This window comes from Companilactobacillus nodensis DSM 19682 = JCM 14932 = NBRC 107160 (assembly GCF_000615905.1).
Taxonomy (GTDB): Bacteria; Bacillota; Bacilli; order Lactobacillales; family Lactobacillaceae; genus Companilactobacillus; species Companilactobacillus nodensis.
Genome location: NZ_BAMN01000002.1, coordinates 128,680 through 153,497 on the forward strand (window position 1 = coordinate 128,680; position 24,818 = coordinate 153,497).

The window sequence follows — 24,818 nt, forward strand, 5'->3', positions numbered from 1 at the left end:
TTTTTATGTTAGCGTTTACTATTGTCTTGTAAACAAAAACAAACAACCAATAGGCAGGTGGTGGCATTAATGAGCAATTTGGCTACTGATCCACTATTTAACGAAAGTGAAGTATTCATTTCCGATGCTTCTAATCAAGAAGAGGTTTTTCGTGAAGTAGCTGAGTCTTTATATAAGAGGGATCTAGTAACAGAAGATTTCATCAACAATTTATTGGAACGTGAAGCGAACTACCCAACTGGGATCGATATGTCAGTTGTATCACCAAAGATACCTAACATTGCTATTCCACATACGGAGAGTGAGTTCGTCAAAGCACGAATGATCGTTCCTATTAAATTGAATAAGCCAATTTCTTTCCATAATATGATTGATCCATCGAAAGAATTTGACGTTAAGTTCCTATTCATGATTTTGAACAATGATCCTGAGGGACAATCCAATATCCTTGCTCAAATCATGGACTTCATGGCTCGTACTTCCGAGAACGAGCTAGTTTCATTCTTTAAGGCTAGCGATCCTAAGGATATTTATTCATTCTTGAATCGTAAGTTTATGCAATACGCAAAAGATAACAACTAATTAAAGGAGAGTGTTTATTATGTTCAAAATTTTAGCTGCTTGTGGTGCTGGAGTTAACTCAAGTCACCAAATCAAAGATGCATTGGAAACAGAAATGGGTAACCGTGGTTATAATGTCCAAGCTGATGCCGTTATGGTTAAAGACATCACAGAAGACATGATGAAGAACTACGATCTATTCACACCAATTGCTGCTACTGATTTGGGATTCACATCAGATGTTCCCGTTGTTGATGCTGGTCCTATCCTATATAGAATGCCTGCTATGGCTGCACCTGTATATGATGCCGTAGAAAAGGTTATCAAGGAAAGCGGCAAGGGCTAGAATTTAGCTCCGGACGTTTGATTGAGTTTTCTTGCACCTATCATGTTACTAGAAGCTTTAGTATTACCTGGAAACAAGATTTTACCTCTTGGTGGTATCATCGCCATGGGTGTTACACCAGCTTTGCTAGTTGTTACACGTGGTAAGATTGTTCGTATGATCGTTATCGGTGCTTTGGAATTACCTGTCTTCCTATGGGCCGGTACATTAGCTGCTCCTATGGTTACTGAAACAGCTAAGAAGCTTGGTGCATTCCCTAAGGGTCTTGCATCAGGAACAATGATTTCTCACTCAACAATGGAAGGTCCTATCGAAAAATTCTTGGCTTACCTTGTTGGTAACGCATCTAAAGGACAAATCACATTTGTACTTTACGCTGCTCTTGCATTAGTCGCATACCTATTGATCTTTATCTGGTACGCTCGTCAAATGAAGAAGAGAAATGCTGCATACGCTGCTGAAGCCGCTGCAAAATAATTACAACTTTAGTCATACAGAAATAATTTAAGAGTCCTCGAATGAGGGCTCTTTTTTTGTGTCCTAAATCATTGGAATTGGTATACTCAAATACTTGTATTTTGTTTCTGATTTTGTGATTTTTTCACTTTATTAAGATGCAATTTTCAGAAATAAATTAAGGGTATTATATTCTTTTACAAATGAGATTAAGCGACATATAATAGCACCGTTAATGACTGGTATAACAACGATACTGACTGTATATAGACGGCTTGTAAATAATATAAATTATTTCATAAAAAAGCAATACAATTACTGTTGACCAGCCTATAATGAAAGTACACAGCTAGAATGTTTACATTTTCACAATAGTGTCGAGGGAAGTGATTAATTTGGTATTAGAGCAAAACTTAGCTGAAGATGGATATTTATTCAACACAGGCAAGTCATTCAAGAGTTATGAGTTCTTAGGATGTCATGTCTTGAGTAGTGGTATCACAGTGTTTAACGTCTGGGCACCACATGCCAAATCGGTTGCAGTCGTAGGTGATTTCAACGAATGGCAGGATTCAGATTTGACCAAAGTTGGTACCACTGGAATCTGGCACGGGGAATTTAACGGCGTAGACCCCGGCAGTTTGTATAAGTTCGCAATTACTGGGCCAGATGGTGAACGCAACTTAAAAATCGATCCATATGCTCGAGAGTTTGAAAAGAAACCCGGTGATGCTGCAGTAGTCATTAAGCCTACTGATAAAAAATGGCATGACAGTCTGTGGATGGCACGCCGAAAGCGCAGTGATTCTAAGAAGCGTCCCATGAATATCTATGAATTGCATCTAGGATCTTGGCGGCGTCATGAAGACGGCAGTTATTACAGCTATTCTGAAATTGCGGATGAGTTGATTCCGTACGTTAAGAAGATGGACTATACCCACGTTGAATTGATGCCAGTGATGGAACATTTACTAGACGCATCGTGGGGCTATCAACAATTAGGATACTTCGCAATAACCAGTCGCTTCGGAGATGTGACAGGGTTCTTAGATTTAGTCGACAAATTACATCAAGCCAATATTGGTGTGTTAGTCGATTGGGTACCGGGCCACTTTATTCGTAATTATGACGCATTGTATCAATACGATGGTACGCCGACATATGAATATCAGGATGAAAATCGTGCCAATAATCGTGGCTGGGGTGCGTGGAATTTTGATCTTGGTAAAGCTCAAGTTCACAGTTTCTTGATCTCGAGCGCGTTCTACTGGTTAGATGATTGCCATCTTGACGGACTCAGAGTCGACTCGGTCTCAAACATGCTGTATCTGGATTATGACGTTGGCAAAGAAGGTCTGACTAACCAAAAAGGTGACAACAGGAACCTCGAGGGGATTGAATTCTTGCAACAACTTAATCAAGTTGTTCATCAAGAACATCCTGATGTATTGATGATTGCGGAAGAATCTTCTGCATATGCAGGAGTCACTGACTCAATTGACAATGGCGGTCTAGGATTTGACTATAAGTGGAATCTAGGCTGGATGCATGACACCTTGAAGTTCTTTGAGATGGATCCGTTGTATCGCCGTGACAATTTCAATTTATTAACATTTGCATTTGTTTATATGCTTAACGAAAAATTTATTTTGCCATTCTCACATGATGAAGTTGTTCACGGTAAGAAATCGCTGATGCACAAGATGCCCGGTGATCGATACAATCAATTCGCCAATTTACGGACATTGATGACGTACTTAGCGGTATTCCCAGGTAAAAAGTTGACCTTCATGGGTTCAGAATGGGGGCAATTTCTGGAGTGGCGTGACTGGAGTCAGCTGGAATGGGTCGATCTAAAAGATCCTATGAATCACAAGATGCAGACGTTCATGCAATCACTCAATCGTATTTATCGTGACAGCCGTCCCTTGTGGGAACAAGATTTTGAACCAGCGGGAATGATTTATTCCAATACTGATGATGCACAGAGTTCAACGATGGGGTTTATTCGCCAAGGCAAGCGTAAGCATCAATTTGTTGTTGCGGCTTTTAACTTTGTTCCAGTTGAGCGTAAAGATTATCGTATCGGCGTTCCATATGCAGGTGAATATGAGTTACTTATCAATACTGAAGATGCTAACTATGGTGGGACTTGGACGAAGCTAGAGACTAAGTTCACGGCCGACAAGACACCATTCAATGGCCAACCTGCAAGCTTTACTACGACACTACCAGCAATGGGAGCGTTATTGATTCAACCAACCAAATTGAAGTAGGGGTGAGTCACTATGACAGAAAAAAACGAAATGTTAGCAATTATTTTAGCCGGTGGGCAAGGTACACGTTTGGGAAAATTGACTAAGTCCACTGCTAAACCAGCGATCCCTTTTGGCGGTCGCTACCGTATTATTGATTTTACTTTGAGTAATTGTGCCAATTCAGGAATTGATACCGTCGGTGTCGTTACCCAATATCAACCACTGGAACTCAATGCCCACATCGGTAATGGCTCTAGTTGGGGATTAGATGATCAAAACGGTGGTGTAACGGTGCTACAACCTTTTTCTTCTAGTGAAGGTGAGAAGTTCTTCGAAGGAACAGCGCATGCCATCTACCAAAATATCGAATATATTGATCAACAGAATCCGGAGTATCTATTGGTTCTGTCTGGTGATCATATTTATAAGATGGATTATGGTGCCATGCTTGAATATCACAAAGCTAAGAAAGCTTCACTGACAGTTGGAGTTATTCCGGTATCAATGGAAGAGGCTAAGAGATTCGGCATGATGAATACGGATGAAACTGACCGTATCATCGAGTTCGAAGAGAAGCCTGAACATCCAAAGAGTGACAAGGCATCAATGGGGATCTATATTTTCAATTGGCCAACACTCAGAAATTATTTAACAACTAGCTTCACAACTAACAAGTCATTGGAAGACTTCGGTAAAAATGTCATTCCGATGTACTTAGCCAACAATGAATCGACTTATGCCTATGCTTTCGATGGTTATTGGCGTGATGTTGGTACGATCCACAGTCTCTGGCAAGCCAATATGGAATTTCTTTCACCACATAACAGCTTGAATATTGGTGATCATAATTGGCGGATCAATTCTAAGGCACAAGTTCTACCACCAATGTTCTTGACTAATACGAGTAACGTTAATAACTCCATGATCGTTGACAGTTGCTACGTTGCGGGTGAAGTGGATCATTCGATCCTTTCACAACGTGTTTCTGTTGGAACTGGCAGTCGTGTTGTGGACAGTATGATCATGCCTGGGGCAACGATCGGTAAGAATGTTGTGATCGATCACGCACTAGTTGGTGAAGAGGCTGTTATTGGCGATGGTGCCGAGGTCAAGGGAACAGAAAAAGATATCGCCGTGGTAGGTTATGGCGAAGTTCTGGGGGTTAAAAAATCATGAAACACAACAGTGTAAGTGCCGTTATCAATTTAGTTGAACCGTGGGAAAAACTTGAACCTCTAACAGACGCTCGTCCAGTAGGAACTCTGCCATTTGGTGGCCGTTATCGTCTGTTGGACTTCCCACTATCCAGTATCGCAAATGCTGGTATCCAAAATGTCATGATTGCCTCGCCGCGTTCAGGACGTTCTGTTTCTGACCATATTCGTAGTGGTAATGATTGGAACCTAGATACGATCCGCGGCGGACTATTCAATTTCCCATACAATGATTTATCGCTGATTGCTCCGGAAAAGAAAGATACTTTGATACATCATTATTATGATAATGCCATCTTGTTCCTCAAACGTAGTAACAGTGAATATACGGTCGTTATGGGAACTAGAAACATTTGTAACATTGATCTGAAGGCGTTGTTGCGCTATCACAAAGAACGTGATAATCGGGTTACGACGGTCTATAAGAGTGTCGATGCAAGTGAGGTCAAACCAACTAATACCGTCTTGCAATTGACTGATAATGGTATGGCAACCTCGGTCGTTCAAGCTTCGAAGACGATTCCTTCTAGTGAAGGTAAACTGGCCAAAGACTTGAATATTTATTTGATGAGTACAGTCGATCTAGTTGATATTTTAAATGAAGCTAACCAACGTGGTGATTTGATCAGTCTGGAACGTTTGATGAAGCAGGCGGTTATTCAACACAACGCCAATGCCTTCGAGTACACCGGCTTCTATGCCAACATTCACGACATTCCTAGTTATTACAAGGCCAGTATGTCAATTCTCAAGGAAGATAACTTCAGAGCGCTGTTCTACAGTCAGCGTCAGATCTATACTAAGGTCAAAAATGAAATTCCAACATTCTTTGCCAAGAGTTCACAGGTCAAAGGTAGCCTGTGCGGAACGGGTGGTTATATTGAAGGAAAGGTTGATAACTCGGTTATTTTCCGTAATGTCTTCATTAACCGCAATAGCTTGATTCAAGATTCAGTCATCATGCAGGGTACTCGAATCGGCGTCGGTACGACGATTCAAAATGCTGTGATCGATAAGAATGTTGTTATCGGTCCTAATCTTGAATTGAAGGGAACGCCTGAAGAACCACTAGTGATTGGCAAGGGTAAGAGAATATTCAGACAGACGGAGGTTACTAATGAGTAAAGTTTTATTTGCGGCCGCAGAAGCAGCGCCATTTTATAAGACAGGTGGTCTGGGAGATGTCAGTTTGGCATTGCCCAAAGCTTTGATTAAAAACGGTGTCGAATTGCGAGTAGTAATTCCATATTACAAGAAACTTTTTCCAGAGCAGTATCGCTCAGAACTAAAGGACTTGATGTACTTCCAAGTTCAAGTAGGTGCTAATGCCAAATATTGTGGTATCAAAACCTTGAAGTTAGATGGTGTTGAATATTATTTGATCGACAATGAAGAATACTTTGGCCGTGACGGTATTTATGGTTATTGGGATGACGGTGAACGCTTTGCCTTCTATCAGTTAGCCATCTGTGAAATGTTGGAGAAGGTCAACTATATTCCAAATGTTATTCATTGTAACGATTGGCACACAGCTTTTATTCCCGTGCTGTTGAAGGACAAATACAATTGGATCGATTCGTATCGTCATATCAAGACTGTACTGACGATTCACAATATTCAGTTCCAAGGTGTCTATGATCCGGTTATTTTGGGCAGCTTGTTTGGCATCGGGACAGAAACCTTTGATGAAGGATCAGTTGAGTATTACGGTAATGTCAACTTCATGAAGGGCGGAATCTATTATGCAGATGCTGTTACGACAGTATCTCCAAGTTACGCTCAGGAGATTCAGACACCAGAGTTTGGCGAGAGCTTAGATGGTATCTTACGAGATAATTCTTATAAGCTACAGGGAATCGTCAACGGAATCGATACGCAAGTTTATGATCCAGCAACTGATCCTAATATTTATTCACACTATCAAGTTGACGATATGACTAACAAACTCAAGGACAAGCATGCTCTGCAAAAATCTCTAGGACTTCCACAAGTCGATGTCCCAGTTTTTGCGGTAGTATCAAGGTTGACCAGACAGAAAGGGATGGATCTATTACTCGATTCCTTGAATGACTTCTTGCACGAACATGATGCTCAGGTCATTGTTCTGGGGACAGGAGATCCAGATCTGGAAGATGGATTTAGAGGTTATCAAGTTGCTTTTCCTGATAAGTTTGTAGCGGCGATTGAGTTTGACGTGAAGCTTGCACAACAGATCTATGCTGGAAGTGATATCTTCGTTATGCCATCAGCATTTGAACCTTGTGGATTGTCACAAATGATGGCAATGCGTTACGGCAGTGTACCATTAGTCCACTCAGTTGGTGGATTGCGTGATACAGTCAAACCTTACAATCACTTCACAGGAGCTGGAACGGGATTTGGATTCACCGACTATCGTGCCAGTGTCCTAAGCAAAATGATGAATAAGGCTTATGACTTGTACCACGATGATCCCAAAGCCTGGCAGAAATTGAGATTTCAAGGGATGAAACAAGACTTCGGCTGGCAAAAATCTGCACAAAAATACCGCCAGTTATATCAAGAACTATCCGAATAAGATTGTCTTAGCGGTTGATGGGAGTTATAAACATGAAATTAGATGAAACAAAATTTACAATGGATTTTATCAATGAGGTCAAAGCCACATATGCCATCGATGTCAAAGATTCTTCACCTTTGGAGCAGTTGATGGCTCTAGGTAATTTGATCAAGCGCTATGACAGCAGTAACTGGAAGAATACTTCTAAGAACTATCGCCAAAAAGATGCCAAGCAAGTTTATTATTTTTCGATTGAATTCTTGCCAGGACGTTTGATGAAGTCTAACCTATTGAACTTAGGCATTCTCGATACGGTCAGGGATGGCCTGGATAAGTTAGGATTGGATTTTGAAAAAATCTGTTCCTCTGAACCTGATCCTGGGTTAGGTAATGGTGGGTTAGGCCGATTGGCAGCCTGCTATATGGATTCAATGGCTAGTTTGGGCATGGCAGGTAATGGTAACGGTATTCGTTATCGTTATGGTTTGTTCAAGCAAGTCTTCATGAATGGTTATCAAGTGGAATTGCCTGATGACTGGCTACGTAATGGTAATGTCTGGGAGATTCGTCGTGAGAACCGTGCCTGCCTAGTTAGATTCGGCGGTCATGTATGGCTGCAGAAACAAGCTGATGGACACTTACGACCAGTCTATGATCACACTGATGACGTGTTGCCGGTACCTTATGATGTCGGGATTGTTGGTTATCATAACGACGTTACAAATACGATGAGATTGTGGTCGGCTGAACTCCCTCCAAGTGCGGATCAGACTTTTTATAATCAAGCACAGCGTGATCGTATCGATCAGATAACCGAAGTCTTGTATCCTGATGATTCCAATGCTGCTGGCCGTTCATTACGATTACGACAAGAGTACTTCTTCTCATCAGCAGGAGTCCAGAGTATTGTCAGACATTACTTCTTGGACCATCTATCTGTTAATGAGTTTGCTCGAAAGGTCGCAATCCATATCAACGACACACATCCAACTTTGGTTATTCCCGAGTTGATGCGGATTCTCTTGGATGAATATGATTGTCCATGGGACAAAGCTTGGCAATTGACTGTCGCCACAATGAGTTATACTAACCACACGATCATGCAAGAGGCACTAGAGACTTGGCCAATTGATATGTTCAAAGGCATGTTGCCAAGGATATATGAAATCGTCGAAGAGATCGATCGTCGTTATCGTGAAGAGAAGACACCGATCTTTGGTGAGAATACAGTTGATAAGACTGCTCCACTGGGCAATGGTCAAGTTAGGATGGCTTACTTGGCCGTCATTGGTAGTCATTCTGTAAATGGTGTAGCGCCGTTACACACAGAATTGCTGAAGAAGGATGTGCTACAAGATCTCTATCGTATCTATCCTGAACGCTTCAACAATAAGACTAACGGAATAGCTAGTCGTCGTTGGTTGCAACTCGCTAATGAGCCATTGTCTAATTTGATCGACTCTAAAATCGGCGAGACTTGGCGCTATAATCCTAAACAAATTCAAACTCTGTCAGCCTTTAAGGATGACGATGATTTCTTGAACAAGCTAGAAGCGGTCAAAATTGAAAACAAAAAACAATTGGCTAAATATGTTGATGAAGAATTAGGTATTAAGATCAGAACTGATGCTATCTATGATGTTCAGATCAAGCGTCTGCACGCCTATAAGCGTCAATTACTACACGCACTTGAAATAATTCGTGAGTACTTGGATATCAAAGATCATCCTAAAAAAGATGTCATTCCTCGAGTTCACTTCTTTGGTGCCAAGGCGGCTCCTAGTTATCACTACGCTAAGTCAGTCATCAAGATGATCAATGCACTGGCGGAATTGGTTAACAACGATAAGGCAGTCGAAGACAAGTTAAAAGTCGTGTTCGTTCCTAATTATGGCGTGTCACTTGGTGAGTTGATCATCCCAGCAGCCGACATTAGTGAACAAATTTCAACTGCTTCAAAGGAAGCCTCTGGTACCAGTAATATGAAGCTCATGACCAATGGTGCCTTATCTCTTGCAACGATGGACGGAGCTAACATTGACATCGTTCAAGCTGCTGGTAAGGAAAACGAATATACCTTTGGTCTAACAGCGGATGATGTCTATGGTTATTACCATCGTGGTGATTATCACGCTGCACAATTTTACGACAGTAATCCTGAATTGCAACGTATATTAGAGACATTTGTTGACGGAACTATTCCTGGTATCTCGACCGAAGGCCGTGAAATCTACGATTCATTGCTTCGTTATAACGATGAATACTTCGTACTGGCAGACTACGCTGAATATGTTCAAAAACAAAAACAGATCAGTCAGGATTTCACAGACAAAAAAGTTTGGGAACAGAAGTCGCTCGCCAATATTGCTGCATCAGGAACATTCTCAGCTGATTATGCAGTTGCTCGATATGGTGAAGATATTTGGCAAGTACCATATGATCGAGTATTGAAATAGATAACAGGAGAAAGTTAATGAGTATTGTTATTGAATATGATTCCTTTCAGACAACTGACAAGTCTCCGTTTGGTGCGATCCAGAAACTGTCTGATGTCTGTTTCAAAGTAAAAGTTCACGCGAGTGATACGATTCAAAAAGTTATTTTACATGTGGCACAAGATGGCCATTGGGACACTGAACATCAAGTAGTAATGGATTGGCATGATCCTTATTATTGCGGTGAATTTACACCGAATAATGCCAGTTTGTATTTTTACTTTTTCGAAGTCATAACTGCCAATGAACAGTGCTTCTATGGTTGTCCGGATGGTGGATATGGTGGTTCGGGAATTATTTACAACAAGCGGTCAGATGTGCAGATGTATCAACTGACTGTAGTTGACCATGTTGAACCGATTCCGAAGTGGTATCGTCATGGTTTGGCATATCAGATCTTCGTTGATCGGTTTAATAATGGTAATCCTGACGGCCATATTAATAATCCTAAGCCGAATAGTTCTATCTATGGCCAGAAGTCTGATTTGCCAATGTACATTCGTAATAATAAGCAAGAGGTCGTTCGCTGGGACTTCTATGGCGGCAATCTTCGTGGTATTGAAGCGAAGCTGCCTTATCTCAAGCAACTTGGTGTAACGATGATTTATTTGAGTCCGATTTTTGAGGCAATGAGTAATCATCGTTATGACACAGGGGACTATTTAAAAATTGATCCTGTCCTAGGAACATTAGCCGACTTCGACCATTTGGTCGCAGCGATTCATGCAGCAGGGATGTACGTAATTCTCGATGGTGTGTTCAATCACGTTGGTGTCAATTCGCGTTACTTCAACCAGAGTGGTTATTACGATACGATCGGTGCAGAGCAATCTACTGACAGTAAATATTATCCTTGGTTCACCTTCACTAAGTATCCGAATGAATATGATAGTTGGTGGGGTGTAACAGATCTGCCAACAGTTAATAAGTCCAATCTTGATTTTCAGAAGTTTATTTATGGAGGTAAAGATTCGGTTATCGACTACTGGACTTCACGTGGAATCGATGGCTGGAGGTTGGATGTGGCGGATGAATTACCTGATGAGTTCATCATGGGCATTCGCCAAGCGCTTGATAAATATCCGAACAAAGTCTTGATCGGTGAAGTCTGGGAAGATGCCTCGCATAAGTTAGCCTATGGTCGTCGTCGCCACTATCTAGAAGGCGGGATGCTTCAAGCAGTTATGAATTATCCGCTGCGAAAACTTATTATCCGAGTCTTAACGGGTGACCTGAAACCATCAGAATGGTGGTTAGAATTGATGACTCTGAAGGAAAATTATCCGAAGACTGTTTTCAATTATAATTTTAATAATATTGGCAGCCATGACACTGAACGTATTCTGACAATGCTTCATAATAATCATGACTGGCTTCAACAAGCCTTCGGTCTACTTTTCACTATGCCGGGAGTACCATGTTTGTACTATGGTGATGAGGCCGGCTTAACTGGTGGCAAAGATCCCGCTAATCGGCTTATTTCCCATGGGATACTGCTGATACGGTAACTCAAGCAAAAGTCAAAGAGTGGTATCAATGGCGTAGTGAACATTCGTGGATCAATGAAGCTGATTTTGCACCATTTTATCTGTGTGATTATGGAATTGGCTTCGTGTATTGGCAAAATAATAAGCAAGTATTGGTAGTCTTGAATACTTCACCGAACTCTCGTGAAGTTCAGACAAATGATTTTATGTTAGATGTCATTCCAAGTAATCTGTCTGCTAAGATCAAGAAGTGCTTGATTGGCAAGACATTGGATCAATCAGCTATCAAAGTTATTGAAGATTTTTAAGTAAATAAAAAAGTTCAGAATGAAGAATTAACTTCGTTCTGAACTTTTTTGTTTAGTCATTAAAGTTGTTATTTTCAACATCTTTGATGAATGTCTTCAAGTGATCGAAGTAAACTGGAGCGTTGTCGATCATGTGATGGTGTCCACCATTTGGTGTTGTAACTAAGCGTGCGTGAGGAATTTCCTTTTGCATGATCTTAGCTGTAGGGATAGGCATTGTTTCGTGTTCACCGAATGTGATCAAAGTTGGGACTTTGATTTCTTTAAGGTGTTTTCTGAAGTGCCAGTCCTTTAATTTACCAGTGATAACGAATTCGTTGTCACCTTGGAAGACGCCATAGACGCCAGTAGCAGTGGTGTCGATCAAGTGTCTGATTGATGTTGGTTGCTTGCGGTCGATATATTCTGCATTTAGTATATCAACGTAGCTTTGGTATGTAGCGTCAGTAAGATTGTTGTCAGCTTCGATTTTTTCCATGTACTTAACCTTGTCAGGACCAAGTGTGTCCAAGCGGCATTGGTTGATACTCTTTACATAGTCGTCAATTTCGTCGACCATACTTGAGATGATAGCACCCTTTAGGTGTTGTCCATATTTAGCAGCGTACATTTGAACTAGAGCGCCACCCCATGATTGTCCAATAAGGTAGAAGTTATCTAGTCCTAATTTTTGTCTTACTTCTTCAACTTCATCAACAAAGTATTCATAAGTAAGGTATTTGTCAGCGATAGCAGGGTCACTGTAGTCGGGTTGGTCTGAGTACCATGATCCTAGTTGATCATACATTGATACTTGAACACCAAGGTCAGCGAGTTTCTCACCGAAGTTTTCGTAATATTCGTGATTTCCACCAGGTCCGCCGTGTAGGCAAAGTAATTGGATGTCGCCGTGGCCTTGTGTGTTTGTCCATAAATGGTAGCCATTATCGAGAGTGATAATTGTTGTGCCTTGTTTCATATGATTTCACCTTCCTGAATGTAATATTAATAGTATATAACCCAATCAGGTGCGAGTCCAAATATTTTGTAATATTTCTTTAATCAATTTAATTTAAATCTACTTTAGGGATGAACATTTATTAGATATAGATACCTAACTAACACTGACATGTAAGCACTGACATAGATATTACGTATATCATATAAATTATAAAGATAATTTCAATATTAAAATTATGACATCGGTTTCTTAAATTAGTAGGAGAAGTTATTTTATTTATTGACCAGAATCAATTATTTGTTCAAAACCCCATTGTTACAATGTATTATGGTGACTATGTGAGCTAAAATATGATAAGATTTATATGCTTGGGGGCGATACGATGAAGAGGAAATTAATCAAATTATTAGCCGCAGTCATGTTACTCGGGGGAGTCACGACTGTTGCTGAAAACAATTTACCGATGGTATCAACTACGCAAGTTGCACAAGCTTCGTCGGATACCGCAAATTCACAAAATATTTCATATGATATTTATCAAACTGGAACTGACAATGTTGATTCCAATAGTGCTTATTTTACAAAAACAGCTAAAACATCACAAAATGGTGATGGGACATATAAAGTTACGCTGACTATGACTTTGCCAAAATTGAAGTCACTAGCAATTATTTCAATTGACGGTCAAACGCCAATTGTATCAGCGACTTATGATGACAATGGTACGACCAAACAGGATATTAGCTTCAATGTTAATAGCTTGGATGCATTGAATAATAATATTGCCGGAACATTAGAGTCGAAGACCAAAGCATTAGGAATTGAACTAACAAAATCTAATGTTGATTTTAAGTTCGATACCGCCACTGCTAGTGGAGCTACTAATAGTAGAAGTGCGTTGTTGGATAACTTGAAGTCGATCACTGATGCAACCAAGGGTAATAACAGTCAAACGACTGATACGACCCCGGTGATTCCAGATGATTTGCATAGTTCAAAGAATGTGATCATTGAGAATCCTAAGTCGAGAACGACTATTTCTAAGAATAGGGATGGTCAAAGTCTTACCTATAAGGTAGTTAAGAATGACAGGAGCGGTTCGGCAGCAGCTAATTACTTAACTAATACGGCCACAATCACACCAAATAACGATGGAACTTATAACGTTGCCATGACGATTGCTTATGATAAGAAGTTGGGTGATTCAGCAGTCAAAATCAATATGATCAATAATAAAACGATCGATCCAAGTAATATCTTTAAGTACACCAAGGGTAACAATGATTATTTGAAGTTTAACTTCAACATCGATAGTTTGGATGACTTGAGTAAGTTGATCCCAGGACAATTGAGCTTGAACAGCCCTGATTATGGTTTGGATTCATTGCTCGACTTTAATTTGGACTTTGACGGATTATCGTCATTAGACCTATCCAACTTAGTTAACACGTCGGACCTTTCTAACATGATGAATGATCTGAAGACTTTGTCCAGTGATTTGAAGTCATTACAGAATGTGACTGCATCGGCTGCGACTGATACTAGTTCGGCTAACGACGTTGCCCAGACATTGCCCAAGACTGGAAATGATCCAGGTTATCTCTTAACCGCCATTGGTTTTACGGTCTTGTTGTTATGGTTCATCCTTCTTCGTGGTACTTATTTGAAAAATTGAGAGAGCAAGCTTCGGTTTGCTCTTTTTTTGTACTTTCTTTCAAAACTTGACCTTAATCAAGTTGGACGCTCCTAAAACCTTATACAATGTATTTGTGCTTAGGAGGAAAGATAATATGAAATTTAATATATGGGTTCAAAAAAATCAAAATAGAATGACTGCGGCAATCGCAATTTTAATCGTTGTCAGTTTCGCCGCAAAGTTTTTACACTTGCCAATGGTTGAAACACCAGCCATGATCATCGCAAGTATCATCGGAGCTATTCCAGTATTCTTACATGCTTGGACAGCCTTGATGAATAAGGTTATCAGTATTGAACTACTAGTTACAATCGCCGTCATCGGTGCTTTCGTAATCGGGGAATACGAAGAATCAGCCGTAGTTACATTCTTGTTCTTATTCGGTAGTTACTTGGAACAAAGAACTCTACAAAAGACTCGTTCCTCTGTTAAGAACTTGACACAAATGGCACCAACAACTGCCGAAGTTGTTGATGAAGATGGAAATATTTCTACAGTTGATGTTGATGACGTTGACGAAGGTGACCACGTAATCGTCAAACCCGGTGGTCAAATTCCTGTCGATGGCGTTATCGTCGAAGGTAAAGGATACATGAATGAAGCTTCGATCACTGGTGAATCAACACCAGTCGAGAAGTCTATCGGTGATAAGGTCTTCGCCGGTTCACTTACAGATAATGGTACTATCACTGTTGAAACAACTTCAGTCGGTGAAGATACAACATTTGGTAAAATCATTGAACTTGTTGAAGAAGCTCAAGACAGTGCTTCTCCAGCCGCTAAGTTTATTGATAAATTTGCTACATACTACACACCAGCAGTTTTGGTTATCGGTATTCTAGTTTGGATCTTCACTCAAGATTTCCCATTAGCTATCACAGTTCTAGTTCTTGGATGCCCTGGTGCTTTGGTTATAGGTGCTCCAGTTTCAAACGTTGCTGGAATTGGTAACGGTGCTAAGAACGGTATCTTGATGAAGGGTGGTAACGCCGTAAACACCTTCTCAAAGGTTGATACATTGGTTCTAGATAAGACCGGTACGCTAACAACTGGTCAAATGAGTGTTACAGAATTGACTCACTTTGGTAGTGACAAAGAATCAGACATGGCATTGTTAAGTGCTGTTGAAGGAACATCAGATCACCCATTAGGTCGTGCAATCGTCAAATATATCACTGGTGAAAATGTCAAAGCCACAGCAGAACTTCCTGAACTAGATACTGTTAAGGGTCAAGGTTTGCAAAGTGCTGACGCTGATATCTTAGTTGGTAATGAACGTCTGATGAAAGCTAATAACGTTGTTATTAGTGATGAAGCAAGAAAAGCTATGGATGCACGTGTCAACCAAGGAGATTCAATCGTCTTGATGGCCGTAAATAAAGAATTGAAGTTGGTTGTTGGTGTTAATGATCAACTCAGACCAGATGCCTTTGAAGGATTAACAGCCTTGAAGAATGCTGGTATCAAGCGTGTTGTCATGCTTACTGGTGATAATAAGACTGCCGCTCAACATGTTGCAGACAGATTACCAATTGATGAAGTTCACGCAGAATTATTACCTGAACAAAAAGTTGATTTTGTTAAGAAGTTTACTGATGAAGGACATCACGTTGCCTTCGTCGGGGATGGTATCAATGATTCTCCATCACTCGCTACAGCCGATATCGGAATTGGTATGGGTACAGGTACAGATGTTGCTATCGAAACAGCCGATGTTGTTTTGGTTAAATCAAGCTTTGATGCACTAGCACATGCTTATGTCTTAGCTAAGAAGACAGTTGCTAACACACAAGAAAATATCATCATTGCCGTAGGTACAGTTGCACTACTATTATTAGGTCTATTAGTTGGTGTTATTCACATGGCAAGTGGGATGTTTGTCCACGAATTCAGTATCTTGATCGTTATCTTCAACGCTATGAGATTATTAAGAATAAAATCTTTCAAAAAATCTCCAAAACTTGATGTAAATCAAGTTAAGACCGCATAAAAGATACTAGTATATAACTTGTAAGTTAGTTAAAGATATTTAGGAGGAACTTAAATATGGCAAAAGTAGTATTACAATTAGGCGAATTAACATGCCCATCATGTATGACAAAAATTCAAAAAGCAGTTTCAAATCAAGACGGAGTTTCAGATGTTAAAGTTATGTTCAATGCCGGCAAAGTAAAAGCTAACATTGATGAATCAAAAGTTTCAGGTGAAGATCTAGGTAAAGTTATTACTGAATTAGGATATGAAGTTAAGAAAATCAAGACAAAGGAAGTTGCATAATGACAGAATTAACAATTGACGAGAAGTTTGCTGCAGAACAAAAACAAGCTGACGCTGATCACCACAAACCCACAGCTGGAGCAATGACTGGACACATCGTTTCTAATCACGCTTATATCAACGTTAAATTGCACCAATTAAAGTGGTTCGTTAAGGGACCAAATGCTGAGAACTACAAGGCAGTTTTGAGTGATACGATCGATGAAAACAATGCTTGGTTCGACAAGATTGCTGACCAATTGTTAGATGAAGGCGAGTTACCACCATCAACAATGAAGGAATACTCAGACTACACAATGATCGAAGAAAATGGTGCTAACAAGTATTTGGATGCTGAAAGCATGATTCAAACTGTTGTTAATGATTTTGCAACTGACAATATGTTTGTCACACGTGCAATCAAGTTGGCACAAAACGAAGATCGTCCATTTATGGCACAAGTTCTAGTTGAGTTGCTTGGCTGGAACAATCATCAAATTCGTATTTATCAAGCTTTACTTGGTAATGATGCTAAGGCTGGATTTGAAGAAGACGATGATGATGACGACGAAGATTAGAGAGTGCAGGAAGGGCGGTCAGCTCCTGAGCATAGCCTAGGTAATTAAATGATGCGGTTTGTGCATCCTTTAATTATCGTAGCTAAGCGGAGGGAGTTGTCCTTCCGGAACTCGTTTTAGAACCGGATAAAAATGGTAAAGTTTACTATAGATATTAGTTGATAGAAGGGCTTAGTTGGTCCTTCTATTGCTGTATTCTGATATTCCGGTTCCGAGATATTTAACCTGCCGTGGGGACCGGTTCGAGCCTCGGTCTCGAACCTCGACTTGAAGCTTTTCTTCGAAAATCTTCAAGCTCGTCCCGTGGTGTAAGAACGGAAGTTCACCGTTCTTACACCACTTTCACGGCCGGATAAATATCTCTCCACCTCCATTTCTTGTAAGTTGTATTTAGATTCAAAGTAGTTTTCAGAATAGTAGTTGAGCAAGAAAATAGTTAAATACTCCTTAAGTTAGTAGTGTTATAAGCGAATAGAAGTATATTGATATTTAGCCGGAGGTAGGGAGTGATGTACCAGCAGTGTTAGTGGTGTTGAACGGCGGGTTACCGTTCTTACAGCACAGGATGTCTTTTGAAAGCTGCTAGTTTGTGCAGAGTTCAAAAGCAAGACTTCAGACCTTGGCTGAAGTCGGTCCCACAGCAGGTACAATCACTTCCAACCGGAGGCGGCAAAAGAAAAGAGGAATAACATGGCACATCTAGCTCATAATCACACAGCTGAGGATTGTGTGGAATTAGTAACGATTTTTCAATCGTTATCTGAAGAAGATACAAGTACAGTTGCTTCATTAGTTTCAGACAAACACTATGAAAGTGGCGAATACATTTATCAAGCTGGCGATCCTGCAGATGCTTTGACAATTGTGGCGCATGGACAAGCTAAGGTTTTCCAATTAGCTTCTAATGGAAAAGAACAAATGTTGAGAATCCTGCAGACTGGTGATTTTGACGGAGAAGCCGCACTTTTCAGTAATGAAGATCGAGGTAGTTTTGCTCAAGCTTTGATGGACACGGACGTTTGTCAGATCAAACGTAGTGATTTTCAGAAGTTGATGAAGTCATCACCAGAATTGGCTGTTAATATGGTCAATGCCTTTGGACAACGGATCGTTCAACTTGAACAACAGACTACTGAGCCGCAACTTCAAGTGTTGAAAGCCGCTTGGCCAGTTACTTGTTAGAAACTGGTGCCGGTTTGAAGCAGGATGAATTTGAATTACCTTTGAAGAAAAAAGATATTGCGACTTATCTGGGAACGACTCCAGAAACAATCAGTCGCAAGCTGAGTTCGTTGGCTAAGGATGAATTGATCGAGAAGAAGTCTAATACTTTGATCAAGATTCTGGATGCTGATGGATTGGCTATGGTTGAATAATTAGTAATATATTTTTACATCAAAAAATGGAGCTAACTCGATTATGAGTTAACTCCATTTTTGTGTGTAATACGGAAATATTTGACAGTACATCACATTGCATCAGGATATTTGATGAACCATTATGAATGGTCGACACTTTGTGACCAAGGAGATGTGTGCAACATCCAATTGATACCGTACTTATCAGTGAAGCCACCCATCTTGCCACCCCAGAATTGTTCAGCAAATGGCATCGTGATGTTTACTTGTCCTGATTCTTCTAGGTGTTTGTAGAATTCGTCGGCAGCTTTGGCACTTTCTGGATCTTCACTATTGATATCTAACAATAATGATACTTGTCCAGATGGTTCTGCGTTGCCGGTGAAGGCGTCAGCACATTCGATTTTCATGCCAAGAATCGTGAAGCCAGCGTGCATAGTCATGCTCTCTAAATCAGCATCTTCAGGGACACCGAATTGCTTGGCTTGTTCAGACTTGGGGCTCAGACGGTATACTTCAGTGGCTCCGAAGACGTCTTGGTAATATTCAATAGCTTCTTTGGCATTTTTGAAAGCTAAGTATGGGTAAATTTGTGATTGCATTCGAATCATCTCCATAATCATTTTTATGACCAAATTGTACCAGATAAACTATACGAAATGTCTAAAAATGTAATATTTATTATTCAATGATGAATTGTATGATATCAACGTTTGTGGGGCCTCGAATAAGTTATAATTTTTGAATTATCTTTATAAAAATGGTAATATTATTTAACTAAAATTTTCGAGGTGGACATGACGGAAAAATCTAAAGTTAAACAATTAGATGAAAAAATGATTGAACAAGAGCATCTTGACGATGTTGTTCAAAAAATCAAAACTTCTGAAAAAAAGCTCCAAGATCATATTGATATTGCGGAAGATGATTTGAAAGTTATCAATGGCGCTTTCGATGATATTCATGTCGGTATGGATGGCGATGCTATCTCGATGGATTCGGCACTTTCGATCCATGCACAACAACAGATGCTCGATGAGCGTAATAACAGTTGGCAACAATCAAAGCAGCGTTTGGGAATTCTGAAGAAGTTGGAAAAGAATCCATTCTTTGCTCGATTGGACTTCCAGGAAAAAGGTGAACCAAAGCGTGAGACGATTTATATTGGTCTGAGTTCTTTCACGGACAAGACTGATCACTTCTTGGTCTACGATTGGCGTGCGCCGATTTCTAGTATTTACTATGATGGTAAGCTCGGTGATGTTGAATACCAAACACCAGATGGCTTGCAAAACGTTGACTTATTTTTGAAACGTCAATTCTTAGTTGAGAATGGTAAGATTCAAGCTTATTTTGACACGCAGGAAACTATCGGTGATCAAATGTTGCTGGAAGTTCTTGATGGTAAATCTTCGACGCATATGAAGGGTATCGTTAAGACCATTCAGGCGGAACAAAACAAAATCATTCGTGATACCAAGTCGAAATTATTGTTTGTCCAAGGTGCTGCCGGTTCTGGTAAGACTTCAGCTATTTTGCAACGGATCGCGTTTCTTCTATATAGATATCGTGGGACTTTGACTTCTAGTCAAGTGGTTATGTTCAGTCCGAACATGCTATTCAACGATTATATTCAAGATGTTCTACCAGAAATGGGTGAACAGAACATGGTGCAAATGACATATGCACAATATTTGTCACGTCGTTTGCCTAATATTTCGGTTGAGAATCTTTCCCAACAATTTGAAAAACAAGAAGATCCAGTTAAGAAAAATATTTCGAAGTTTGTTTCGGATATTGAGTTCTTTAAGATTCTGACCAACTATGGGAAGTTACTTAACCAAAGTGGTGTCAGCTTCAAGAATATCAAGTTCCAAGGCAATATCTTTATTCCTAAGGAAAAAATTGCGGAGATCTATTACAGCTTCGGTCCACAATATAATCTGGGCAATCGACTAGATGCGACTGTTGAACGTCTTCAAAAAATGTTGCGTCGTAAAGTGGGTTCAGAGATGCGCTCGAAGTGGGTCTCAGAACAGATCGAGGACTTGAGTCAGGAACAATTGAAGATGCTCTACAATACTGCCGATCAAGAGTTCAAAAACGGTGATGAAGAGCATAAGTTCTTAGCTCGTAAGATCGTTATGGCAGCGATGCAAAAAGTTTATAGTCAGATCATTCACTTACGATTCTTGAATGTCTCGACTAATTACTTGAACTTCTTGAAGGCTGTACCTAAGATCGCGGACTTGAAGAAGCATGGTATCAGTGAAGCACAATGGCATCAGTATGTTGATGACTTCGTTGATTTGTTCAATCACAAGCAGATCTCGATGGATGACCTGAGTCCATATTTGTACTTGTACGATATGGTGACTGGTAAACATGGAGAACTCGATATGAAGTTTGTCTTCATTGATGAGATTCAGGATTACACACCATTCCAATTAGCATACTTAAAGGACAAGTTCCCAAGAGCTCGTTACACAATGTTGGGTGACTTGAATCAATCGATCTTTACTAAGAAGAACAGCCAGACATTATTGTCAGAGGTTCAAAGCTTATTCAATGCGGATGAAACACGTGTTGTGCAATTGACACATTCATACCGTTCAACTAAGCAGATCACTGATTATACCAAGGCAATTTTGACTAACGGACAAAAGATCGAACCATTTAATCGTGAGGGTGATTTGCCTAATCTATTGATGGCGCAAGATACCAAGGAATCCCTACAACAAGTTATTGGTCAGTTAAATTCGAATAATAAAAAGAATTATACAACTGCTATCATAACCAAGTCGTTAGAGGAATCAGAACAAGTTCAGAAGATGCTAGAGGATTCTGGTGTTGAATCCACTTGGATCAGATCTGAGAATCAACGTTTGGCGACTGGTACGATTGTTCTACCATCATACTTAGCTAAGGGACTAGAATTCGATGCCGTTATTATGTGGAACGCTTCGAGGGATAGATTCGATGAAGACGAGCAACAACTTGTCTACACGATCACATCACGTGCCATGCACCGCTTAACTATTGCCGCAATTGGTGGATTAACACAATTGTTGGAACGTGTACCTGAAAAATATTATACAAAATAATTTTTTGAGAAATCAAAAGAGGCAGCCGTCTTCGTGACAGCTGCCTTTTTCATTAGCTTAATTTTTTTAATGTGAAGGACCGGTTGGAAGTCTTCCAGTCTACTTTGATTTGGTGCAAATTTTACATAAATTTTTAATAAAATATTCTGTTTAGTTTTTCCTATAAAGAAGGACCCTTGATCATCGCTACCTTGAAGATCAGTTAGTTTTTGTAGTTTCAAGTAAGGATGGTTTTGAAGATAAGTCTTCGTTTGTTGATTGTCTCCATATTTGGCGGAGTCATTGCTATCTAGGACAGTCGTGGCTTCACGGAAAGCACGATCACGAACAGCTACATCGGATGAAAACAGCAGTGTCACTGGTATCAAGGCGATGAAGAAGATAGTAACTATGGTAGATACTATTATTTTGTTCATAATATTCACTCCATGGTCGTATTCTTCCGACTACATGCTACCACGGATTTGTTACAGTGGATTATTTAAGTTTTTTTGGAATTTATTATTATTTTTTTGCCTATGGTTGGAAGTGATGGACCGCTGTGGGACCGACTTCAGCCGAAAGGCGGTCTGAAGCCTCGCTTTTGAACTTCGCACAAACCTCGAATTTCAAAAACGTCCTGTGCTGTAAGTCCGGAAGACCACCGTCCAACAGCACTGTCACTGCGGGTCCATCACTTCCAACCTCCGGCTAGTATGGATATCTATGTAGTTTTAAATATCTAATATAGTATCAAATTAAGAGGTCTCTTAGCTGAAGGTGGAGAAAAATTATACCAGCCGTGAGTGTGGCGGGACGCCACAGGACGAGCTTTGAAATTTGCGAACTATGCAAAGTTCAAAGTCGAGGTGAGAGACCACGGCTCGAACCGGTCCCCACGGCAGGTATGATTTTTCGTAACCGGAAGCGGACAACCAACCCAACAAAAAAGCCGAAGCATAAGCTTCGACCCTCTAACCTAATAACGTCAAAATAACCCGATTCAATCGCTTGGAAAGTTCAAACAATTTTTCGTAAGTGGGATCATCCTGATTTTCTTCAATATTAGTTTTGAGTTGCTTGAGTTCAAACGGCGTGAAATAAGTCTTCAAGTCGTGACTACCATAAAGAGTTGCCAATAATGCGAATGTTTCAGGTGAAACTTTACTGTCAGAATTTAAGAATTCTTTTCTGACATCACTGACTAAGTCCTCTTTGACACGATGGTCAGGCAAGTAATTATTAGTCTTGAATACTATGCCAGTTACGGCCTTTGTAACGTCAACTTTGTCGACCAATGAATCGCCGATTTCGTTGTAGATCTGCTTAGTGATATTTTCTTTTGTGGCCATGGCACGAAGTACATGTGTAACGCTCTTACCCTGATTCTTATTGATGATCTGGAAGAATTCGTTGAGATATTCCTTACCATCTGGCAAAACCTTGTTAATGATGACACTGTTATCAGTTAAATCAATAATATCGTTTAAAGCTAAGTCGAAAAAAGAACTTTCAGCTAAATAGGCCCTGCGTCTTGTATTCTTAAAAATTCGTACACTGCCTTTTTCATTGCACGATAAAATAAAATATTTTTGTGGAATATTTAAATTCATAAAGTGCTCCTTCTAATTCGACACTAGTTCGTTTTGTTTGACTAGCGTTGCCTTAATTTCTGGTACAAGTTTGCTTTCAAGTAAGATATAACCATCTTTGGTGAAGTGAAGTCCATCTTTTTGCAATAGTTTATTGACTGAAGATTGGCTTGCCATCAAGTGTAGTAGATCAATGTACGATACATCCATTTGCTTAGCGAGATGTTCAGTTACTAATTCAAATTGTAATTGTCTAGTCCAAGGGCGAGTTGGGTTCTTGACCCAGTCGGTATACGGTGGAGAAAGCAAGATTACTTTGGAAGCTCCAATTGCTTCTATCATAGTAGATAGATTCGATGAGAACTTACCCGGTTTGATCTCGTCAGTTGTAGAAATATCGTTGGCACCAAATCCTAAGATGACCATATCTGGCTTCAAACTTACGATATCTTGTTCAACACGTGTCACAGCATTACTGGTTTTGTATCCAGGGATGGATACGTTAATGACTTCGTCTTTGGGGAAGTTTTTTTGAATAGCGTCGGTGAGTATATCACTCATAACGCCGTCATGAAATCCCGCCATGATCGAGTCTCCAAATAATACTATTTTTTTCATATATTAGTTCCTTCTAAAAAGTTCTATACTATATAAGAATACCAGAAAAAATGTTAAGTAGGTTTAGTTATATGCAAAATTTATCTAACTACAATGAATTTTCTCGTTCACAATGGGAAACATTTCATGGAGAGTACAATAAGCAAGCTATTACTGATGGCGAATTGCGCAAGATCAAGTCCTTGGATGACGAGATTTCAATTGATGATGTGAAGTCGATCTATGCGCCGATTCGACACTTGTTACATATTTATTTGAAGAATTATCGTAAGTTGACCAAATTAAAAAGTGACTTTCTTAATAGTAGTAATAAGAAGGTCCCCTTTATTATCGGCGTATCAGGTTCTGTAGCGGTCGGGAAGAGTACCACGGCCAGATTACTGAAGATCATGTTGGAACGTGCCTATCCGCAGTATAACGTCGCACAGATGACAACTGACGGGTTCTTGTATCCTAGTGAGATATTGAAGGAACGTAACTTGATGGATAAGAAGGGTTTCCCGGAGACCTATGATATGCCTAAGCTATTGAAGTTTTTGAGTGACGTTAAGACAACAACTGGTCCGATATCTTATCCGTTATATTCACACAATATTTATGACATCATTCCTGATCGTCATGAAGAAGTGAATCAGCCAGATATCCTGATCGTTGAAGGTATTAATGTTCTGCAGCTGACACAGACTTCAAATATTTATACCAGTGACTTCTTTGACTTCTCGATCTATATTGATGCTGATGTCGATGACATTGAAGAGTGGTTCTTGAATCGTTTCGAGACACTATTAGACTTAGCGCGTAACGATCCGAATTCTTATTACTACCAGTACACACAAGTATCGGAGAAGAAAGCTTTGAAGATGGCGCGCAACGTTTGGGATAATATCAACTATGTGAACTTGCGTGATTATATCAAACCAACGATGACTCGGGCTGATTTGATCCTTCACAAAGCTGAGAATCACCAAATAGACAAAATACTTTTGAGAAAATACTAAAAAAGCATTTCCAAAGTATGACAGAGAGTCGTTTT

General features: G+C 39.9%; 18 protein-coding genes and 3 pseudogenes. 16 read left to right on the forward strand and 5 right to left on the reverse strand.

Annotated elements, in window-relative coordinates:
• Positions 1–69 precede the first annotated feature (69 nt).
• The 9 genes and pseudogenes from JCM14932_RS02075 (at position 70) to JCM14932_RS14260 (ending at position 11,664) form a co-directional block, all read left to right on the forward strand.
• Entirely contained in the window at positions 70–582 is a 513-nt protein-coding gene (locus JCM14932_RS02075; protein WP_025023399.1) for a PTS sugar transporter subunit IIA, read from the forward strand.
• Between the two features lie 19 nt (positions 583–601).
• Positions 602–907 carry a PTS sugar transporter subunit IIB gene (locus tag JCM14932_RS02080; RefSeq protein ID WP_025023400.1) on the forward strand — a complete coding sequence of 102 codons (306 nt, stop codon included), beginning with the start codon at positions 602–604 and terminating at the stop codon, positions 905–907.
• Between the two features lie 30 nt (positions 908–937).
• Positions 938–1,384: pseudogene (locus JCM14932_RS02090) on the forward strand (PTS glucitol transporter subunit IIA); the annotation flags it as partial.
• A 374-nt stretch (positions 1,385–1,758) separates the two neighbouring features.
• Positions 1,759–3,639: a 1,4-alpha-glucan branching protein GlgB gene (glgB, locus tag JCM14932_RS02095; protein ID WP_025023402.1), complete on the forward strand. Its 1,881-nt coding sequence runs from the start codon at positions 1,759–1,761 to the stop codon at positions 3,637–3,639.
• 12 nt (positions 3,640–3,651) lie between these two features.
• Positions 3,652–4,797, forward strand: a complete 1,146-nt coding sequence (locus JCM14932_RS02100) for a glucose-1-phosphate adenylyltransferase (protein WP_155832055.1) — start codon at positions 3,652–3,654, stop codon at positions 4,795–4,797.
• Complete coding sequence (gene glgD / locus JCM14932_RS02105; RefSeq protein ID WP_025023404.1) at positions 4,794–5,960, forward strand: glucose-1-phosphate adenylyltransferase subunit GlgD; 1,167 nt, start codon at positions 4,794–4,796, stop codon at positions 5,958–5,960. Before JCM14932_RS02100 ends, glgD begins: the two co-directional genes overlap by 4 nt.
• Positions 5,953–7,392, forward strand: coding sequence for a glycogen synthase GlgA (gene glgA / locus JCM14932_RS02110; protein WP_025023405.1), 1,440 nt, complete (start codon positions 5,953–5,955; stop codon positions 7,390–7,392). Before glgD ends, glgA begins: the two co-directional genes overlap by 8 nt.
• Positions 7,393–7,424: 32 nt before the next feature.
• Positions 7,425–9,830: a glycogen/starch/alpha-glucan phosphorylase gene (locus tag JCM14932_RS02115; RefSeq protein WP_025023406.1), complete on the forward strand. Its 2,406-nt coding sequence runs from the start codon at positions 7,425–7,427 to the stop codon at positions 9,828–9,830.
• A gap of 17 nt (positions 9,831–9,847) precedes the next feature.
• Positions 9,848–11,664 (forward strand): annotated as a pseudogene (locus JCM14932_RS14260) (glycoside hydrolase family 13 protein).
• A 52-nt stretch (positions 11,665–11,716) separates the two neighbouring features.
• Here the strand turns inward: JCM14932_RS14260 and JCM14932_RS02125 are convergent.
• A complete protein-coding gene (locus tag JCM14932_RS02125) occupies positions 11,717–12,622 on the reverse strand; it encodes a proline-specific peptidase family protein (RefSeq protein WP_025023407.1) in 906 nt (301 codons plus the stop codon).
• Between the two features lie 364 nt (positions 12,623–12,986).
• Here JCM14932_RS02125 and JCM14932_RS02130 point away from each other — a divergent pair, with 364 nt between their 5' ends.
• The 5 genes and pseudogenes from JCM14932_RS02130 to JCM14932_RS14265 all read left to right on the forward strand — a co-directional run bounded on the left by JCM14932_RS02130 (position 12,987) and on the right by JCM14932_RS14265 (position 18,510).
• Entirely contained in the window at positions 12,987–14,279 is a 1,293-nt protein-coding gene (locus JCM14932_RS02130; protein ID WP_025023408.1) for an LPXTG cell wall anchor domain-containing protein, read from the forward strand.
• A 115-nt stretch (positions 14,280–14,394) separates the two neighbouring features.
• Positions 14,395–16,290, forward strand: a complete 1,896-nt coding sequence (locus tag JCM14932_RS02135; protein WP_025023409.1) for a heavy metal translocating P-type ATPase — start codon at positions 14,395–14,397, stop codon at positions 16,288–16,290.
• 56 nt (positions 16,291–16,346) lie between these two features.
• Positions 16,347–16,577, forward strand: a complete 231-nt coding sequence (locus JCM14932_RS02140; protein ID WP_025023410.1) for a heavy-metal-associated domain-containing protein — start codon at positions 16,347–16,349, stop codon at positions 16,575–16,577.
• The gene (locus JCM14932_RS02145; RefSeq protein ID WP_025023411.1) at positions 16,577–17,134 is read left to right on the forward strand and encodes a ferritin-like domain-containing protein; all 558 of its coding nucleotides are present in this window, start codon (positions 16,577–16,579) and stop codon (positions 17,132–17,134) included. The genes JCM14932_RS02140 and JCM14932_RS02145 overlap by 1 nt, the downstream gene beginning before the upstream one ends.
• Positions 17,135–17,824: 690 nt before the next feature.
• A pseudogene (locus JCM14932_RS14265) lies at positions 17,825–18,510 on the forward strand (Crp/Fnr family transcriptional regulator).
• A 122-nt stretch (positions 18,511–18,632) separates the two neighbouring features.
• On the opposite strand, the gene JCM14932_RS02155 reads toward JCM14932_RS14265, so the two are convergent.
• Positions 18,633–19,094, reverse strand: a complete 462-nt coding sequence (locus tag JCM14932_RS02155) for a VOC family protein (protein WP_025023412.1) — start codon at positions 19,092–19,094, stop codon at positions 18,633–18,635.
• 195 nt (positions 19,095–19,289) lie between these two features.
• On the opposite strand from JCM14932_RS02155, the gene helD reads away from it, so the two are divergent.
• Entirely contained in the window at positions 19,290–21,596 is a 2,307-nt protein-coding gene (gene helD, locus JCM14932_RS02160) for an RNA polymerase recycling motor HelD (RefSeq protein ID WP_025023413.1), read from the forward strand.
• On the opposite strand, the gene JCM14932_RS02165 is transcribed toward helD, so the two are convergent.
• The 3 genes from JCM14932_RS02165 to JCM14932_RS02175 all read right to left on the reverse strand — a co-directional run bounded on the left by JCM14932_RS02165 (position 21,584) and on the right by JCM14932_RS02175 (position 23,785).
• On the reverse strand, positions 21,584–22,012 hold the full coding sequence (locus JCM14932_RS02165) for a hypothetical protein (protein ID WP_025023414.1): 429 nt from the start codon (positions 22,010–22,012) through the stop codon (positions 21,584–21,586). The two genes, helD and JCM14932_RS02165, sit on opposite strands and share 13 nt — an antisense overlap.
• 537 nt (positions 22,013–22,549) lie before the next feature.
• Positions 22,550–23,188 carry a GPP34 family phosphoprotein gene (locus JCM14932_RS02170; RefSeq protein WP_025023415.1) on the reverse strand — a complete coding sequence of 213 codons (639 nt, stop codon included), beginning with the start codon at positions 23,186–23,188 and terminating at the stop codon, positions 22,550–22,552.
• 12 nt (positions 23,189–23,200) lie between these two features.
• Entirely contained in the window at positions 23,201–23,785 is a 585-nt protein-coding gene (locus JCM14932_RS02175) for an SGNH/GDSL hydrolase family protein (RefSeq protein ID WP_081776083.1), read from the reverse strand.
• A gap of 71 nt (positions 23,786–23,856) precedes the next feature.
• Here JCM14932_RS02175 and coaA point away from each other — a divergent pair, with 71 nt between their 5' ends.
• Entirely contained in the window at positions 23,857–24,783 is a 927-nt protein-coding gene (gene coaA, locus JCM14932_RS02180) for a type I pantothenate kinase (protein WP_025023417.1), read from the forward strand.
• The last annotated feature ends 35 nt before the right edge of the window (positions 24,784–24,818 follow it).